The sequence below is a fragment of the Pedobacter frigoris genome (assembly GCF_005116445.1).
In the GTDB taxonomy this organism is placed as follows: Bacteria; Bacteroidota; Bacteroidia; order Sphingobacteriales; family Sphingobacteriaceae; genus Pedobacter; species Pedobacter frigoris.
In genome coordinates, this window is the sequence record NZ_SWBQ01000002.1 from 500,810 (window position 1) to 517,944 (window position 17,135).

A 17,135-nucleotide genomic window follows, 5' to 3' on the forward strand; every position below is an offset into this window, starting at 1 on the left:
GTGCAATCGATATGCACAATAAATATATTACTTTTTACGCTCAGTCGTATACCTCACAAGTTGCTCCAGGCCGGTTCTTGCGTCTCCCGGTTCAAAACTGTGCAGAATATCAAATGCCTCCTGTTGATATTGAAGCATCTTCTGATTGGCATAATGAACACCGTCCTTAGCATTTACGAAGTCTATGATCTCCTGAATTTTCTCGGGGATATCCTGATGGTTCTTTACGAGATTAATGATTCTTTTTTTCTCGGCCTTATCACATCTGTTTAGGGCATAGATTAGAGGAAGGGTCACTTTCTTCTCCTTAATATCAATACCTAGTGGCTTACCCACGTCGTCTGTGCCGAAGTCAAATGTATCGTCTTTAATCTGAAATGCAATGCCAACCTTCTCGCCAAACAGCCTCATCTTTTCGACCGTCTCTTCATCGGCACCGGCTGAGGCTGCACCGCAGGCACAACACGAAGCGATTAGAGAAGCTGTCTTCTGGCGGATCACATCAAAATACAACTCCTCGCTGATATCCATCTTCCTCACCTTCTCAATCTGCAGTAATTCTCCTTCGCTCATTTGCTTTACAGCCTCTGAAACGATTTGCAGTAAGCGAAACTCGCCGTTATTTACTGACAGTAATAATCCTTTTGCCAACAAATAATCTCCTACAAGGACGGCTATTTTATTTTTCCATAATGCATTTATAGAAAAGAACCCCCTGCGTTCGTAGGCATTATCGACTACGTCATCATGAACCAGCGTAGCAGTATGTAACAATTCAACTAATGCAGCTCCCCTATGGGTCGATTCAATAATTCCGCCGCAAAGTTTTGCAGCAAAGAAAACAAACATGGGCCTGATCTGCTTGCCTTTCCTCTTTACAATATAATGTGTAATCCGGTCTAATAAAGGGGCATCACTATGCATAGAGGATTTGAATTTTTCTTCAAATACAGCAATGTCTGCAGCTATCGGTTGTTTTATCTGATTTATTCCCGGCATTCAGGTAAAAAAATGTGTGTGCAAACATAAATTAAATTCCTTTAAAAGCGTACTTTTAGTAAAAAGTTTAAGATGAAAACAGCATTAATTATCCTATCAGTCTTAATTACGATAGCTATTATTGTTTATTTTCTCGGGCCTACGCCTGTTCATCCTCAATATGCCGATGGAACACCGGTTGTCCCTGAGCTTAATCAGCTGGAGAATTATATAAAAGAAATAGAAAGCAAGCATAAAATTAAACCTCAGAATGAGGCAGAAATAGTCTGGGCCGATTCGCTTAAGCGGCAGACAGAATACGCTTTAGTTTACCTGCACGGATATTCCGCGTCTAAAGAAGAGGGAAACCCGGTCCACACACACCTTGCAAAAAGATTAAAAGCAAACTTATATCTTTCCCGATTGGCTGATCATGGGGTAGACACTACATCGGCGATGGAATATTCAACTGCTGACAGGCTATGGGAAAGCGCAAAACACGCAGTAGAAATAGGGCGTAGATTGGGCAAAAAAGTAATTCTGATTGGCACATCAACAGGCGGTACATTAGCACTTAAACTTGCAGCAACATATCCTGACAAAATAAACAGCCTCATACTCATTTCGCCGAATATTGCGATCAATGACAAACTTGCATTCTTACTCAATCAACCCTGGGGGCTGGAAATATCTAGAATGGTTATGGGAGGAGACGACAGAATAGTTGATGGCAAATCTGAAGAATATAAAAAATACTGGTATACCAAGTATAGACTCGAATCTGTAGTACAACTCCAGGAGCTTGTTGCCACCACTATGAATAAACAAACTTTCAGCCAGGTTAAACAACCCACGCTTTTGCTTTACTATTATAAGAATGAACAAGAGCAGGACCCGGTAGTAAGAGTCGACGCAATGATGAAAATGTTTGACGAACTCGGAACCCCTGCAAAACTAAAGTCAAAAGTAGCGATTCCGAATGGCGCAAACCATGTATTGGCTTCTTACATTACATCTAAAGACATCCCAGCGGTAGAAAACGCCATTGACAGGTTCGTTTCCACCACTTTGAAGACTAAGCTCTATTAAACCTTCATGGCTTTAGAAGGACAAGCAAAATCTGTACGTTTTAATCCCGTAGCTTTAATCGCGCCATATCCTCCTGCTATATCTATTACATTATCCACGCCCCTTGCCTTAAGTATTGAAGCGGCAATCATCGAACGATAACCACCTGCGCAATGAATATAATAGGTTTCATTAGGATTTACCTCTCCGGTCCAGTCATTAATGTAATCCAGAGGTCTGGTCGCCGTCATTTCTAAATGTTCGGCCTCATATTCTCCCGGTTTTCTAACATCCAGAACATGGATATCCGGCTGATCAGTCACAATGCCTTCAAATTCAACGGCAGAAATCGACTTAACAGTGTCCACGTCCTTACCCGCAGCTTCCCAGGCAGCAATGCCATCTGCCAAATATCCGATGGTATTGTCATAACCTACACGTGCCAGTCTGGTAATTGCTTCCTCTTCCTTACCTTCTTCTACAATAAGCAGCAAAGGCTGTTTCAAATCAGTGACCAACGACCCAACCCATGGGGCAAACTGACCATTCAGTCCAATATTTACTGAAGAAGGGATAAATCCCTTGGCAAATACCTGAGGATCTCTCGTATCAAGAATCAAAGCTCCTGTCTGGTTTGCAAGCACTTCGAAGTTTTCAGCAGATAAAGGATTAGATCCTTTTTCATAAACATCATCAAAGCTCTCATAACCATGTTTATTCATAGCTGCGTTTTTTGCAAAATACTGAGGAGGGGGCAATATCCCATCCGTTACTTCTTTTACAAACTGATCTTTAGTCGTTGCTTTAAGTGCATAATTCACTTCCTTTTGATGACCTAAAGTATCAAAGGTTTCCTTGCTCATGTTTTTTCCGCAAGCTGAACCCGCACCGTGAGCAGGATATACCAGTACATCATCAGGAAGCGTCAATATTTTTGTTTGCAAAGAATCATATAACGTAGCAGCCATGTCCTCCATGGTCAATGCACCTTTCTGAGCAAGATCCGGCCGTCCTACATCTCCGATAAACAAAGTATCTCCGGTAAAAATACAATAAGGCTTACCGTCTTTATCAGCGAGTAAATAGGTGGTAGATTCAGGCGTATGACCAGGGGTATGCAGCACGGTAATCGTCAAGTCCCCAACCTTAAATTGTTCTCCATCTTTCGAAATATGAGATTTGAAAGTAGTATTTGCAGTTGGCCCATACACAATTGCGGCACCCGATTTCTCTGCAAGATCCACGTGACCCGAAACAAAATCGGCATGAAAATGAGTTTCAAAAATATATTTGATACGGGCATTATCTTTCGACGCTTTTTTAAGATAAGGTTCCACTTCTCTAAGCGGATCGATAATCGCAGCCTCGCCGTTACTTTCAATATAATAGGCAGCTTCTGCCAAACACCCTGTATAAATTTGCTCTATATTCATGATCCAATTCGTTAGTTAAACACAAAAATAATATATAATTACTCAGCAGAAAACCTGCCCTTCAACTTTTACTTTAAACAGTCAATTCTCCCCTCAAAGGTTTTTCAACTAATCTTGCAATTTCAGCTTTATCCAAGCCCTGTCCCATCAGATACATCAACTTGGTGGTGGTGGCTTCAAAAGTCATGTCATAACCACTCAAAACACCCATTTGCTGTAACTTCTTACTGGTTTGATACATACCCAGTTCCACTGACCCCCGCTGGCATTGTGTAATATCTACAATGATCTTTCCATTTTTAATAGCTTCCTCCAAACAATCCGTAAACCATTCAACAGTTGTCGTATTGCCTGAGCCAAATGTCTCCATCACTATTGCATCAACAGAAGAAAGTGTAATGGCCTTTACTGCCTGAGGCGAAATACCCGGATAAAGTTTTAATACACCAATATTCGGATTAAGTTCAAGGTGGACCTTGAAGTTTTCCGAAGGCTGAGGCAAAATGTAGTTGTTAAAAAACGACAAAGTTACTCCGGCTTCCGCCAGAATTGGATAGTTCGGAGAACGGAAAGCTTCAAATTTCTCTGAATTATATTTGATAGAACGATTACCTCTGAACAACTGATAGTCAAAATATATACAAACCTCAGGTATCATGGCCTTACCTTTCTTCTTCGTTGCGGCAATTTCCAGTGCGGTGATCAAGTTCTCCTTAGCATCTGTTCTGATCTCTCCAATTGGCAACTGAGATCCGGTAAGGACTACTGGTTTACTCAGATTTTCCAGCATAAAGCTTAGAGCCGAGGCCGTAAATGCCATTGTATCCGATCCGTGTAAAATCACAAAGCCATCAAAATCATCATACTTATCCCGGATAAGTTTGGCTATATCAGCCCAGATTTCCGGAGTCATATTAGAAGAATCCAGTATCGGATCGAATGAATACACATCCAGATTGTAGTTTAAACGTTCCAACTCAGGAACATTTTGCTGGATCTGCTTAAAATCAAATGGAATAAGTGCCCCAGTTTTAGGATCATTCACCATTCCTATTGTGCCACCAGTATATATAATCAGTATGTTAGTCATTATTAGATGTTAAAGATGAGCTTAGAATTAGCTGTTGTGATGTTAGCGACTTCCTCTACACTTACGTTATAGATTTCAGCCACTTTCTCTGCAATGTGCACCAAATAACTGCTTTCATTTGGCTTACCTCTAAATGGAACCGGGGCTAAATACGGCGAGTCAGTCTCCAATACAATTTTAGAAATCGGGATATTTTTCAGCACTTCATCAAGGCCGGCCTTTTTATACGTTACTACCCCTCCTATGCCCAAATAAAACCCTAGCTCAATGGCCTTATTAGCCTGATCCAGGTTTCCGGTAAAACAATGAAAGATTCCTCTTAGATCCGGGCCTTTTTCAGCTTCCAGAACTTCAAAGATCTCATCGAATGCTTCCCTGCAATGAATGACTATAGGAAGATCGAGATCTTTTGCCCATTTAATTTGCTCTTTAAAGGCTGTCTTTTGAATCTCCAGCGTAGTTTTATCCCAATGCAGATCAATGCCGATTTCACCAATGGCATAAATATTACGGTCGACTATACTCTGACAAATCTCATCCAATACCAGTTCATAATCTTCCTTTACATCACAAGGATGTAGTCCGGCCATGGCAAAACAATTATTGGGATATTTAGAGACCAGGTCTTCAATTCTGGCTATAGAAGCTACGTCTACATTTGGGAGAAACAATCTCTCTACCTGGTTATCAAAACAACGCTGCATCAGCTGAGCGAGTTTTTCCTCATCTGTTTCATAATACAGATGTGTATGGGTATCCGTTAAAAGCATGGGCGAAGTTAATAAAAAAAACCCTGTAAGGCACATACCTTACAGGGTTCTATTCTTGCTATCCGCTTTGCGGAAACTTTATTTTACTGGTGCAGGAGCTACCGGAGCTGCTGCTGGTGCAGTTTTAGGTTTTTTAATATCTACAATTTCTACTTCAAAGCATAAAGGAGAAAAAGGAGCGATACCTGCCTGAGGCTGACCACCTTCACCGTAACCCAATGAAGAAGGAATGATCAAAGTGATTTTTCCACCTTTACCGATCAACTGATAACCTTCGTCAAATCCCGGGATTGCATTACCGATAGTAAATGGACGAGGTGCATATTGAGCCATAGCATTGTGAATTTTAGCATCTTTTGCTACTTTCTCGATAGAAGTATCAAATATTTTCTCAGAACCATCAGCTTTTTTGGTCAACAATTTACCTGTATAATTCAGCATAATCGTATCACCCAAAACAGGTTTTGGACCAGTTCCAGGATTAGTGATTACATATTGTAAACCTGTAGCAGTAGTTTGAGTTTTTAATTTTTTATCCTCGATGAAGTTTTTGATCTTACCAGCTTCAGCACCTTTTTTCTTAGCTACATCAGCCTGATAGTCTTTCTGGAAAAACTCCTGAGCTTTCTTTTGGAAAGCAGAATCTGCTTCACCTGCAGTTTTCTTTAATACTTTTTCTACTTTAACAGTAAATACGATATAAGTATCTTTTGCATTTTGCGGTGGTTTTGGCTGACCGGAATGTTTAGCCATAGTATCCAGGTTCAATTTGAACGTAGCACTATCACCTTCACCGAACAAATAAAGAACATCGTTCATATCACCTGCATAAACTTTTTTGCCTACAGGAAATATTTGAGGCTGCTCCATGTCATAAGTATTGAACATCACTGAATCTCTCTCATTTTTCTGGATGAAATTCAATTTAACGATGTCACCTTCCTTAATTTTTTCTTTACCACCATCATTGTGGATTTGATACATCAGACCTCCAGGTCCTTTTTTGTAGTTGTTACAAGCAGCTAATCCAAGTGTAGCCGCGAAAAGAATTATTATACCTTTCTTCATGTGGTTTATTGTAATAATTGAGTTTTATATTCTGTTAATATCGTTTTAAATTCTTGTATTGTATCTTCTAAGTTTTTATCAGAAAATCCGCCGGCAGCGTTCCTGTGACCACCTCCGTTAAAATATTTCTTACAAATCTCATTAGCAGGGAAATCCCCTGTGGAGCGCAAAGATAATTTAACTTTATCAGTTCTTTCAATAATAAATGCAGCGAGTCTGATTCCGTTTACCGAAAGTGCATAATTCACTATACCTTCCGTATCTCCCGTAACTATATTAAACTCACGCAATTCTTCTTTAGTCACCGAAATTATAGCCGTATTGAATTCTCTCAGTATCTCTAATTTGTTACTGATACAGTGGCCCAGAAAACGCAAACGGTTTTCTGTCGCATTATCGTATACCAATTGGTGAATCCTCCAGTGCTCAGCTCCCAGATCAATAAGATCGGCAGCAATTCTGTACACAGCTGAATCTGCCGACTGAAACCGGAACGAACCGGAGTCCGTCATAATACCTGTATACAAACAAGTTGCAATGTCCTTGTTCATGCGTTTGCCGTCTTGCAGCTCATCTACAATAAACTCATAAACAAGTTGTGCCGCAGCGCATGCATTGATGCTCCAATGACGATAATCATCAAAATCCTCAGGTTCCAGATGATGATCAATCATGATCTTGTAAGCCGCCGATGCCCTTACCAATTCTCCCAATTCGTTTATTCTGCTTAGCGTATTAAAATCCAGACAGAAAATCATTGCCGCCTCTTCAACCAGTCTAGCTGCTTCGGCAGTCTGTTCCGTATAAATGATGACATCAGAATTGTTCGGGAGCCAATGTAAAAAATAAGGATAATCAGTAGGAGTAATCACTTTAACATGATGTCCCATCTGAATCAGATAAGCATATAACCCTAATGATGAACCCATTGCATCACCGTCGGGTTTATGATGTGTAGTAATTACTATTTTTTGCGGCGTAGCCAGCAGTTCCTTTATTTCCGAAATAGACAACATAATATTCCTCGCAAAGCTAACGATTTAATGATAAATTGAAGCCTATTAAATTTCGGCTAAAAATGGCCAGATAATTTATCTAAGTTTCAAACTTTAATATTAACAGTATAAAACGTAATTTTGCAAAAAATTCGAAATAAAAAAATGGCTACAAACAGAACTTTTACCATGATTAAGCCTGATGCGGTTGCAAACGGCCACATTGGTGCAATTATTAATGACATTACTGCAGCAGGTTTCAAAATCATTGCATTAAAATATACTAAGCTGACTCCTGAAACAGCGGGTAAGTTTTACGAAGTACATGCGGCACGTTCGTTCTACAAAGATCTTGTTGGCTTTATGTCTTCAGGCCCTATCGTAGCAGCAATCTTGGAGAAAGACAATGCGATCGAAGATTTCAGAACATTGATCGGTGCTACTAATCCGGCTGAAGCAGCAGAAGGTACTATCCGTAACAAATATGCTAAATCAATCGATGCAAATGCAGTTCACGGTTCTGATTCAGATGAGAACGCTGCAATTGAAGGAGATTTCTTCTTTACAGCAGACGAGCGTTTCTAAGCTGATACCAAAAAATTATAAAAAAGAGGCTGTCTGACATCCTCTTTTTTTATGTTATTTAGTTTGTACCTTTCATCACAAATTTATTCACAAATGAAGAAGATCATCATTACATTTTTACTACCACTATGCACACTGGTGGCATTAGCTCAAACAAAAAAAGCTGTGCCTTCAAAAAAAACCACTACTGTAAAAAAAGCAACAACTGCTGGTAAAACCACCGCCCCAACATTTAAATCTACCTTAGACTCGGCCAGTTATTCCTTTGGAATAGGAATGGGGAGCAGCATGAAAAGTGAGGGATTGATAACCTTAAACTACGAATTGTTAATTAAAGGTTTTCAGGATGCATTAAATGGCAGAAAAACCTTATTGACAGAAGAACAATCGCGTCAGGCAAGCAACAATCTATTTAAATCGATCAGCGCAAAGAAAAATGCCCCAATCATCGCTGAAGGCAAAGCTTTCCTGGAAAACAACAAAAAACAAACGGGCGTACAGATTACCCCTAGCGGACTTCAATACCAGGTACTCACAAGAGGTACAGGTGTTAAGCCTGCGGCTACAGATACGGTACTTGTACATTATAAAGGTACATTGCTGAATGGAAAAGAATTTGACAGTTCTTATTCAAGAAATGAGCCTCTGGCATTGCCATTAAATGGAGTAATCAAGGGATGGACCGAAGGAGTTCAATTGATGCAAACTGGGTCTAAATATAAATTTTTCATCCCATATGACCTTGCTTATGGCGAACGTGCTATGGGACAGGACATACCTGCATACAGCACATTGATATTTGAAATAGAACTGCTTAAAGTTACTCCGCCAAAACAATAATCAGATTGCGATACGGATAAATCAAAAAAACCATTCTCATAGTTTTTTGTTAAACAATAAAACACAAAAGCTTATGACAATTAAAAGATATTTCCCGCTCGCTATTCTTGCCTTCCTAACCACTACGTTATCTAGTTGTGAATTAGTTGAGGGCATTTTTAAAGCTGGTGTTTGGACCGGCGTCATTGTAGTTGTATTAGTGCTTGCACTAATCATCTGGCTAATCAGTAAAGTTTTCTAACGGCGTTTGTCTACAGAAACACAATATCAACAATCACTTCAGCACCGGCACGTTCATTAATTTTTTGAATGATGCCGGTTCTTACCATCATCAGGTCATTCTTAACTACTGACGATTCCAGCCTCACAAATAATTTCTTCTGAGAGATATAAATCTGCGTAGTCCTGTTGGCCACAGCGTTCCCCATCAGCTCAGGCCAATAAGCGATTACAGAAGTTTCATCAAACTTTCCCTTCAGTCTGTAGGTATTGAGCAGCTTTCCGATTCCTTCTTTTAAAGTAATGTCATTAGGTTTACGCATGATTTACTGATCCATTATTTACTTCAAACAAAGTCACCGGGACATTGATCTTATTGAACAATGCCAGCACCCTTTCTCTTCCCGTATCGGTTATAAAAATCTGTCCAAAGTCCTGGTGAGAGACCATCTCCATTAGCTTACGCATCCGGTTATCATCCAGTTTATCAAAAATATCGTCGAGCAACAGCAAAGGTTTAAATCCTTTATGAGTCTGAAGATAAGCATATTGTGCGAGTTTTAGCGCAATTAAAAAAGATTTCTGCTGACCTTGTGAGCCAAACTTCTTTAAAGGCATATCAGCAATGGCAAAGACCAGTTCATCCTTATGAATTCCTGTGGTAGTCCTTTCCAATACCTTATCCTTCTCTATAGACTTGGCCAGTAGCTCCCCGAAGTTCGTTTCTGCAAGCTGGCTTTGGTATTGCAGACTTACACGCTCGTTGTCATCTGTTAAAAACTGGTAATATTTATCAAACAACGGTATAAAATCAATCATAAACTGCTGACGCTTGGCAAATATTTTTAATCCTGACGCTACCAATTGCTCATTATAGATCTCCAGCAAAGTAGGATCGTAGCTTCTTGTCACGGCAATTTGCTTCAACAATGCATTCCGGTTCAGGAGATGACGGTTATACAAGATCAGCTCATCCAGGTAATGTGCATCAGTTTGTGAGATCACATTGTCCATAAATCTCCTGCGTTCTTCACTCCCATCCGTAATGATATTGGTATCATAGGGAGAAATCATCACCAAGGGAAATAAGCCTATATGATCGGCAAGTTTGTCGTACTCCTTTTTATTTCGTTTAAACTGTTTTTTCTGATTGCGCTTTACCCCACAGGTAATTTTTTCGTTCTTTTCCTTCCTGTCAAAGTCTCCCTGAATTAAGAAAAGGTCTTCAGCAGTTTTAATTTGCTGACTATCGATTGGGTTAAAATACCCCTTACATAAGCATAAATAATGAATGGCATCCAGTAAATTAGTTTTACCAGCGCCGTTATTACCTACAAAAGCGTTTACCGTTTTAGAAAAACTAACACTGGCGTCTGCATAGTTTTTAAAGTTAAGAAGGGTAATATTTTTCAACCACATATTGTCCTTTCAAAGTTACCGTTTCCCTTTGTTATATCATAACATCTGTTCAGGGACATGTGATATGGAAAGCCATTCAGCCCCATCATTCCCGACTCAAAAGCCTAAAGTTTAAATTAATAGCGCAAAGCAGTTGATACTTTGATGTAAAAATGTATTTTTGCAATCCTTAATTTTTTTAAATAAAATGTCCACAACAGAAAAAGAAATAAATCCACAAGTGAAAAAGGGTCCTTTTTTACAGGAAAACTCAAAGAGCCTTTTGTTCATCGCAGGAGCAATTGTAGTATTAATTGGAGTTTACCTTTGGTACCAGAACGTATATTTAAAAAACAGAGCAGAAGAAGCTTCAGCTAAAATGTACAAAGCAGAAGGATTTCTAGGTGTAGATTCACTGGCCAACAAAGCAATAAATGGTGAGGGCGGATATCCTGGTTTAGATCAGATTGCAAAAGAGTATGAAAATACAAAATCTGCAAACCTGGCTAACCTTTATCTAGGCGGTATTTATTTACGTAAAGGTGAGTATCAAAAAGCAGTTGAGTCTTTAGGAAAATATTCTGACACTGGTAGTCCGGTAGCAGATCCATTGGCACTTGGTCTTTTGGGTGATGCTTACAGCGAATTAAAAGATTACAAACAAGCAGTTACTTACTATAAAAAAGCGGCTGACAAAGCAAGCAACAAATTTACATCTCCAATGTTCCTTAAAAAACTTGGATTGGTATATGAGCAACTTAAAGAGTACAAAAACGCTGAAGAAGCCTATACAAAAATCAAAACACAGTATCCTGAAAGTCAGGAAGCTGCAATGATTGATGAATATATCGCACGTGCATCAGTACAGGTAAAGTAAGCTTATCACGATATTTTAAAAGGCTAGCTGACCAGCTGGCCTTTTTTTATACCCAATCTTTCTCTAATTTTGCGCTATGGCAACACAATTAAAAAACCTTTCAGACTTTTCTCATACTACAATACCAAACGGCAGTCCTTACAAAATAGCAATTGCTGTAGCAGAGTGGAATGCGGAAATTACGGGAGCACTATACAATGGGGCACTAAAAACACTTACTGATAACGGTGTCGCTGAGGAAAACATCACATCCATTGCAGTTCCCGGCACATTTGAGCTCAGCTCCGCAGCAGATATGCTTTTGCAAAAACACAAAAACCTTGATGCGGTGATTTGCCTTGGCTGTGTAATCCAGGGAGAAACGAGACATTTCGATTTCATTTGTGATGCTGTTGCCAATGGAATCACCCAGGTGAGTGTCAAACACAGTAAGCCGGTAATCTTCGGTGTATTGACCACAAACGATCAGCAACAGGCGATTGACAGAGCAGGAGGCAAACATGGCAACAAAGGCGACGAAGCAGCTATTACAGCACTTAAAATGGCGGAACTTGCCACTACTATCTAATTAACCTGATTCAGTATTTGATACTTAATCCAAAAATTGTAGATTAGTAAAGAATTTAATAATCCAAACCAATGAAGAAAGTAGCGATATTATTGCTTGGTGTGTTTCTTGCCATAACAGTTTTAGAGGCTTGCTCCAGCCGTTTATGCCCTGCCTACAGCTCATATCCTGAAGGCAGAAGAAGAAGATAGATAAACCAGCCTAACCTTTAAGAACGATATCAGATGCAGTGGAAAAATATAACTGATTTAAATCAGATCAGCGAAATCAAAGACAAACAAGGTTACAGTTTAATATTTAAGCATAGCACACGCTGTTCAGTGAGTGCAATGGCCAAACGCCGTTTTGAAATGGACTGGGAAGCAATACCCGCTGATACTTCGCTTTACTTCCTGGATTTAATCAGTTACCGCGACATTTCAGCACAAATTGCTGAGACGTTTGAGGTCCACCATGAATCACCTCAGATTCTTCTGATCAAAGATGGAGATTGCGTACTTGATGCTTCACATAGTGATATCTCAGCCGAAGAAGTTGCTGAGGTGATAGTGGGCTAAGCTAATACAGCTTTAATTCCGACTATTTTTTAATCGCATACCTTAAATTATCAAACAGTCTTTCGATTAACTTTCTGTCATTGGTGATGATCTCGGCGGTGCCTTTACTTTCATATTTAAAATCCAGCACGCTTCCATAATTGGTTTGCATACCCTTTGGAAAATCTACGGTGATCAAATACGTTTCTACGTCACCGTTTTGCGTTTTTTCTGTATTGGTGGTCAGAGATATCGTTTTCACACGGCCTGACACAGATCCATACTCCATATATGGGAAATTATCCAGCTTCACGATTACCTCCTGCCCGATCATAACTTTACCCGCTCCAGCTGCCGGAAGCAACACCTGTCCATAAGGCTGATGATGTATGGGAATTATAGTAAAAACAGGATCACCCGCCTGTACAAATTGATTTTCATTATAAAACTTTAAGTATTGCAGCTTACCGGCAAATGGAGCCCTGAAAACATATTTTTGCTCCCAGTTTTTAATGTTATCGATCAGGTCGTTATAAGCAGAGATGAGCATCAGATGTAGTTCCTTTTCTTTTTCCGGATCTTCGATATGCAATTGTTGTAACTTGTTTTGAGTTTCCTGCAAGACTTGCCGGGCTACAATTATTGCATTAGTTGACGATTGAACCTTATCTCTGGCATTCAGATAACTCATTTCAGTTTGATCAAGTTCAGATTCACTGATTACTTTTCTCTTAAACAGCAGAGAGTCTCTCTTATAAAACTTATAAACGTACCCGAGTGAGCTTTTGGCGATAGACAACTGACTTTTAGCACTATTGATTGTATTTTGTTGCTCAGCTAAAATCGTGTTTAAATTTGCTTTTTGGGTATCGTAGAATTTATCCTCTTTATAATTTAAAAACTGGCGGATGGCATCAATGAAGGTGTAGTATTTGACGTTCAGTTCGCCTAATGAAATGTTTTTCGGAAGGTCACGCTGCATCATATTAACATCATCCGATGAAGGATTATATTTTTTTAGCTGATTAAGAACAGAATCAACAATAAATGGGGTGGTCGAATTCTCCAGGTAAGCAATTATTTGTCCTTCCTTAACCTCTCCTAATGAACGAACGGCGTTAAGCTTCAATTTACCACTAAAGTTTGCCACTAATTTGATTGGTGCACTACTGCCATTTACAACAACCTGTCCTTGTGCGATATCCGGGTAGCGACTGAGCCAGCCAAAAATAGCCATCATGATAAAGATAAACAATACAATACCAGTTACCGCCAATCCAAACCGTGTTGGCATCCGCTCAATAATTGCTGTGACTTCTTCAGAACGCTGTGATTGCAGCGCAGCTTCTAGTTTCGTAAATTCAGTAGCTGAATATTCTGGTTGTTGGTTCATTAATTTATGTTAAAATGATGGTTTATACCTGCATTGTTATTCCGACAAAACTGCTTCTCTGTCAACTGCGGAAGGAACCGCGACTGTACTCGTCAAATCAAGCTGCGACTGGACAAGTTGATAATATCTTCCTTCTACCTGCATCAGCAAATCGTGACTACCTACCTCCACAATAGTCCCGTTCTGCATCACTACAATCTGGTCTGCTTTGCGGATGGTACTCAATCGGTGGGCAACAACAATAACAGTTTTACCTTTAAAAACATCATCCAGTGCAGCGGTTATTTTTTGTTCATTAATGGTATCCAGCGAATTGGTTGCCTCATCAAAAAATAAATAATCAGGATTTTTATAAAGTGCTCTTGCAATCAGGATTCGCTGTTTTTGTCCGCCGCTCAGGCCTCTCCCCTGCTCACCCATTACAGTTTCGTATCCAAGTGGCAAAGCTTCTATTTCCTGCGAAATATTAGCAGTCTGTAAAGCTTTTTTCAACCGGCTGTAATCCACCTTTTCATCATCCAAAACAATGTTGTTCAGTATGGTATCATTAAATATTTTACCATCCTGCATTACTGCCCCACATTTTTCCCGCCATTGTCGCAAACTGATATTATTGATATTCATATCCCCAATTTTAATATCGCCATATGTTGGTTTATATAAGCGCAGCAGTAATTTGAGCAAGGTAGATTTGCCACTACCGCTATCTCCCACAATTGCAGTTACTTTTCCCTGTGGGATCACTAAACGGATTCCCTGCAGAATTGGTTTACCTGCCGGTGTATATTGAAATCCGACGTTATTGATCATCAGACTCTTTTGCTCCGGCAACTCCATATTGTTCTGACCAACATTGTCATGCTCATCTGGCAACTGGTGTATTTCATTCAACCGCAGAAAGCTGAGCTGGGCAAATTGAAAACCAACGATAAACTGGATAAACTGACTTACCGGAGCATTCAGCATCCCAATAATAAACTGTGTAGAAATCATTACACCGAAAGTGATATCGCCGGCAATTACCGCTTTTGCGCAGTAAAACGTAATGAACAGGTTTTTAAACTGATCTATAAACTGCGCACCCAGGTTTTGGGTATTAGTGATGCTCATTACTCTTAAGTTTACCTTATAAAGCTGGGCTTGTATACCCTCCCATTTCCAGCGTTTCTGCTTTTCGTAGTTGTTGATTTTTATATCCTGAATACTCGCAATGGTCTCTACCCAGTAGCTTTGGTTTTTACTGACCAGGTCAAAATACTCCCAGTCCAGTTTTTTGCGAAGTTTCAAAAAACCCATCACCCAGATTACATAAAGTGCACTTCCTGCCAAAAAAATATAAAAAATGATCGGGTTGTAAATGCAAAGAATGATGCTAAACACCACAAACGTCAGCACCGAAAAAATCATCCCTATAGAATTGTTCATCAGAAATGAACGGATCCGCTCATGATCCTGCGCCCGTTGAAGAATATCACCGGATTGCTTATTTTCAAAAAAAGTAATGGGCAGGCGCATCAATTTAATCAGGTAATCTGAAATTAACGCAATGTTGATCCTGGATGTAATGTGCAGTAAAATCCAGTCACGCACCATATTGCTCAGCAACACACTGATAATGATGGCAATATTGGCAATCAGGATAATATTTATGAAATCGATATCGTGTGTTTGGATCCCCACATCTATAATCGCTTTGCTAATAAAGGGCATCATCCCCTGAAGAATAGTAACCAGGAGCATAATGAAAAAGAGGTTCACAAAACTCTTTTTGTAGGGCTTAAAATACCCGATGAAATTTTCAAATGTCTTTAAACGCTCTATTTTTTCTCCTGCTCTGCGTTCATAAAAATCGGCTTGAGGCTCTACAACCATCAAGACCAATTTCTCCTGAACCTCAGGAATCAATGTAGCTGCCCCACTCTTTTTTATAGTTTTTGCAACAAATTCCTTGTCGCTATAACTCACGTAACCTTTTGCAGGATCTGCCACATAAATTTTTCGCTTTTCGGCATTTACTTTATAGACTACCACAAAGTGACTATTGTCCCAATGTATTATGGCCGGCAGCGGTATTTTTAACAGCAGGTCATCTACAGTGCATTTAAGTGACAGCGAACGAAGCCCGATACTTTCTGATGCATGACTGATATCGGCAAAGGAAACTCCTTCTTTGGTAATTCCGCATTGATCACGAAGGTATTGCAAACTATAAAATTTGCCATAATGCTTGGCGATCATTGTCAGACAAGCCGGACCACAGTCCATCATGTCCAGTTGCAGGTTGAGCGGAAATTTAGTAAAGGGCATCAGATTTAGATTTACACGAAGATAGACTGTGAATCAGGGTTTGACTAATTACTTTACACGAAATAAAGCGCAAACGTTTGTTCTAAGCTTTTAGATGATGTCATCTACTTAATTTTATTTCTCAGCGACTTTTTCAAATCCAGAATCAGCTATAAATCAAAGCCATTCACACCACATCAAGTATTTTTCCTGTAGATAATATGATTTAGTAGCCCTTTCTTACAATGCAAACGTTTGCGTCAAACTATTTACACGTTCATAAATTTTAAAATTTACTTTCGAATATATTAATTCAAATTAACGACAATGAAAAGAAACAACCTACCAAAACTATCATTTGAACAAATGGAGCAGGAAATGCTGGTGTTAAGCGTATCAGAAAACAGGAGCATATTTGGCGGCACAGATGGACCTCCAAGAACCGATTGCTTTTTTGCAACATTAGCGGGCATGCTGAACTCCCTGAACTTGCCACTATCGTACAGCTCTGCCAGCTTGCAAAGTCAGTATACTTCTATAATGGGAAGCGCACCAACCACTGGAGTAAACTCTAATAACCAAGCCCTGTTCCTGGGTACTAGCACCTACAACCAATATTGTCCATATAATTTCGGTGGAGCGGTCAGAAGTGACAATTTCGGCAGTAGCCAAATGGGGTCATATCTTTCCAGCACTTTCGCGTCTGGGAACCCGATGATGGTGAGTTATATTAACCCTGATTTAGGTGTTAGTCACGTCTATAAAGTAGAAAGTATTGACAGTAACGGCAAGATGACACTGGTAGACACTAGCGGACAGGGTCTGAGTAAAGTGACCACCAACAAAAATGATTCGGGTATCGCATCCGCGTTTAGTGTCTACAAAAGACCTGGCGTTACATCCGAAAATGCAACCGACCCTGGTGCCATACCAGAGACAACTACGGAATGGGAAGGTTATCCTACCACTTCAGAATACCCTGAGTCTACAACAGAATTTGCTGGAGGTACCACAACAGAATTTTAATAAAT

The 17,135-nt window shown here is 39.7% G+C and carries 17 protein-coding genes; 7 read left to right on the top strand and 10 right to left on the bottom strand.

Going from position 1 to position 17,135, the window contains the following annotated elements:
- Positions 1-27: 27 nt before the first annotated feature.
- Positions 28-999 carry a polyprenyl synthetase family protein gene (locus FA047_RS08650; protein ID WP_136835570.1) on the bottom strand — a complete coding sequence of 324 codons (972 nt, stop codon included), beginning with the start codon at positions 997-999 and terminating at the stop codon, positions 28-30.
- A 72-nt stretch (positions 1,000-1,071) separates the two neighbouring features.
- On the opposite strand from FA047_RS08650, the gene FA047_RS08655 reads away from it, so the two are divergent.
- The gene (locus tag FA047_RS08655) at positions 1,072-2,067 is read left to right on the top strand and encodes an alpha/beta hydrolase (RefSeq protein ID WP_136835571.1); all 996 of its coding nucleotides are present in this window, start codon (positions 1,072-1,074) and stop codon (positions 2,065-2,067) included.
- Here FA047_RS08655 and FA047_RS08660 read toward each other — a convergent pair.
- The 5 genes from FA047_RS08660 to FA047_RS08680 all read right to left on the bottom strand — a co-directional run bounded on the left by FA047_RS08660 (position 2,064) and on the right by FA047_RS08680 (position 7,423).
- Positions 2,064-3,479: an MBL fold metallo-hydrolase gene (locus FA047_RS08660; RefSeq protein WP_136835572.1), complete on the bottom strand. Its 1,416-nt coding sequence runs from the start codon at positions 3,477-3,479 to the stop codon at positions 2,064-2,066. The two genes, FA047_RS08655 and FA047_RS08660, sit on opposite strands and share 4 nt — an antisense overlap.
- A gap of 73 nt (positions 3,480-3,552) precedes the next feature.
- A complete protein-coding gene (locus FA047_RS08665) occupies positions 3,553-4,569 on the bottom strand; it encodes an asparaginase (RefSeq protein ID WP_136835573.1) in 1,017 nt (338 codons plus the stop codon).
- 2 nt (positions 4,570-4,571) lie between these two features.
- Positions 4,572-5,339, bottom strand: a complete 768-nt coding sequence (locus FA047_RS08670; protein WP_136835574.1) for a TatD family hydrolase — start codon at positions 5,337-5,339, stop codon at positions 4,572-4,574.
- A gap of 78 nt (positions 5,340-5,417) precedes the next feature.
- The gene (locus FA047_RS08675; RefSeq protein WP_136835575.1) at positions 5,418-6,407 is read right to left on the bottom strand and encodes an FKBP-type peptidyl-prolyl cis-trans isomerase; all 990 of its coding nucleotides are present in this window, start codon (positions 6,405-6,407) and stop codon (positions 5,418-5,420) included.
- A gap of 5 nt (positions 6,408-6,412) precedes the next feature.
- Positions 6,413-7,423, bottom strand: coding sequence for a DHH family phosphoesterase (locus FA047_RS08680; protein ID WP_136835576.1), 1,011 nt, complete (start codon positions 7,421-7,423; stop codon positions 6,413-6,415).
- Positions 7,424-7,567: 144 nt separating this feature from the next.
- On the opposite strand from FA047_RS08680, the gene FA047_RS08685 reads away from it, so the two are divergent.
- On the top strand, positions 7,568-7,987 hold the full coding sequence (locus tag FA047_RS08685; RefSeq protein ID WP_136835577.1) for a nucleoside-diphosphate kinase: 420 nt from the start codon (positions 7,568-7,570) through the stop codon (positions 7,985-7,987).
- Positions 7,988-8,080: 93 nt separating this feature from the next.
- Positions 8,081-8,827 carry an FKBP-type peptidyl-prolyl cis-trans isomerase gene (locus tag FA047_RS08690; protein WP_136835578.1) on the top strand — a complete coding sequence of 249 codons (747 nt, stop codon included), beginning with the start codon at positions 8,081-8,083 and terminating at the stop codon, positions 8,825-8,827.
- Positions 8,828-9,078: 251 nt separating this feature from the next.
- On the opposite strand, the gene FA047_RS08695 is transcribed toward FA047_RS08690, so the two are convergent.
- Both FA047_RS08695 and recF read right to left on the bottom strand, forming a co-directional pair.
- Entirely contained in the window at positions 9,079-9,369 is a 291-nt protein-coding gene (locus tag FA047_RS08695; protein WP_136835579.1) for a DUF721 domain-containing protein, read from the bottom strand.
- Positions 9,362-10,465: a DNA replication/repair protein RecF gene (gene recF / locus FA047_RS08700; protein ID WP_136835580.1), complete on the bottom strand. Its 1,104-nt coding sequence runs from the start codon at positions 10,463-10,465 to the stop codon at positions 9,362-9,364. The genes FA047_RS08695 and recF overlap by 8 nt, the downstream gene beginning before the upstream one ends.
- Positions 10,466-10,652: 187 nt before the next feature.
- Here recF and FA047_RS08705 point away from each other — a divergent pair, with 187 nt between their 5' ends.
- The 3 genes from FA047_RS08705 to ytxJ all read left to right on the top strand — a co-directional run bounded on the left by FA047_RS08705 (position 10,653) and on the right by ytxJ (position 12,446).
- Positions 10,653-11,321 carry a tetratricopeptide repeat protein gene (locus FA047_RS08705; RefSeq protein WP_136835581.1) on the top strand — a complete coding sequence of 223 codons (669 nt, stop codon included), beginning with the start codon at positions 10,653-10,655 and terminating at the stop codon, positions 11,319-11,321.
- Positions 11,322-11,397: 76 nt separating this feature from the next.
- Entirely contained in the window at positions 11,398-11,889 is a 492-nt protein-coding gene (gene ribH / locus FA047_RS08710) for a 6,7-dimethyl-8-ribityllumazine synthase (RefSeq protein ID WP_136835582.1), read from the top strand.
- Between the two features lie 224 nt (positions 11,890-12,113).
- Positions 12,114-12,446, top strand: a complete 333-nt coding sequence (gene ytxJ / locus FA047_RS08715; RefSeq protein WP_136835583.1) for a bacillithiol system redox-active protein YtxJ — start codon at positions 12,114-12,116, stop codon at positions 12,444-12,446.
- A gap of 22 nt (positions 12,447-12,468) precedes the next feature.
- On the opposite strand, the gene FA047_RS08720 is transcribed toward ytxJ, so the two are convergent.
- Positions 12,469-13,818: an HlyD family secretion protein gene (locus FA047_RS08720; RefSeq protein WP_136835584.1), complete on the bottom strand. Its 1,350-nt coding sequence runs from the start codon at positions 13,816-13,818 to the stop codon at positions 12,469-12,471.
- Between the two features lie 36 nt (positions 13,819-13,854).
- Entirely contained in the window at positions 13,855-16,125 is a 2,271-nt protein-coding gene (locus FA047_RS08725) for a peptidase domain-containing ABC transporter (RefSeq protein ID WP_136835585.1), read from the bottom strand.
- A gap of 306 nt (positions 16,126-16,431) precedes the next feature.
- On the opposite strand from FA047_RS08725, the gene FA047_RS08730 reads away from it, so the two are divergent.
- The gene (locus tag FA047_RS08730) at positions 16,432-17,130 is read left to right on the top strand and encodes a hypothetical protein (protein WP_136835586.1); all 699 of its coding nucleotides are present in this window, start codon (positions 16,432-16,434) and stop codon (positions 17,128-17,130) included.
- Positions 17,131-17,135: the final 5 nt, after the last annotated feature.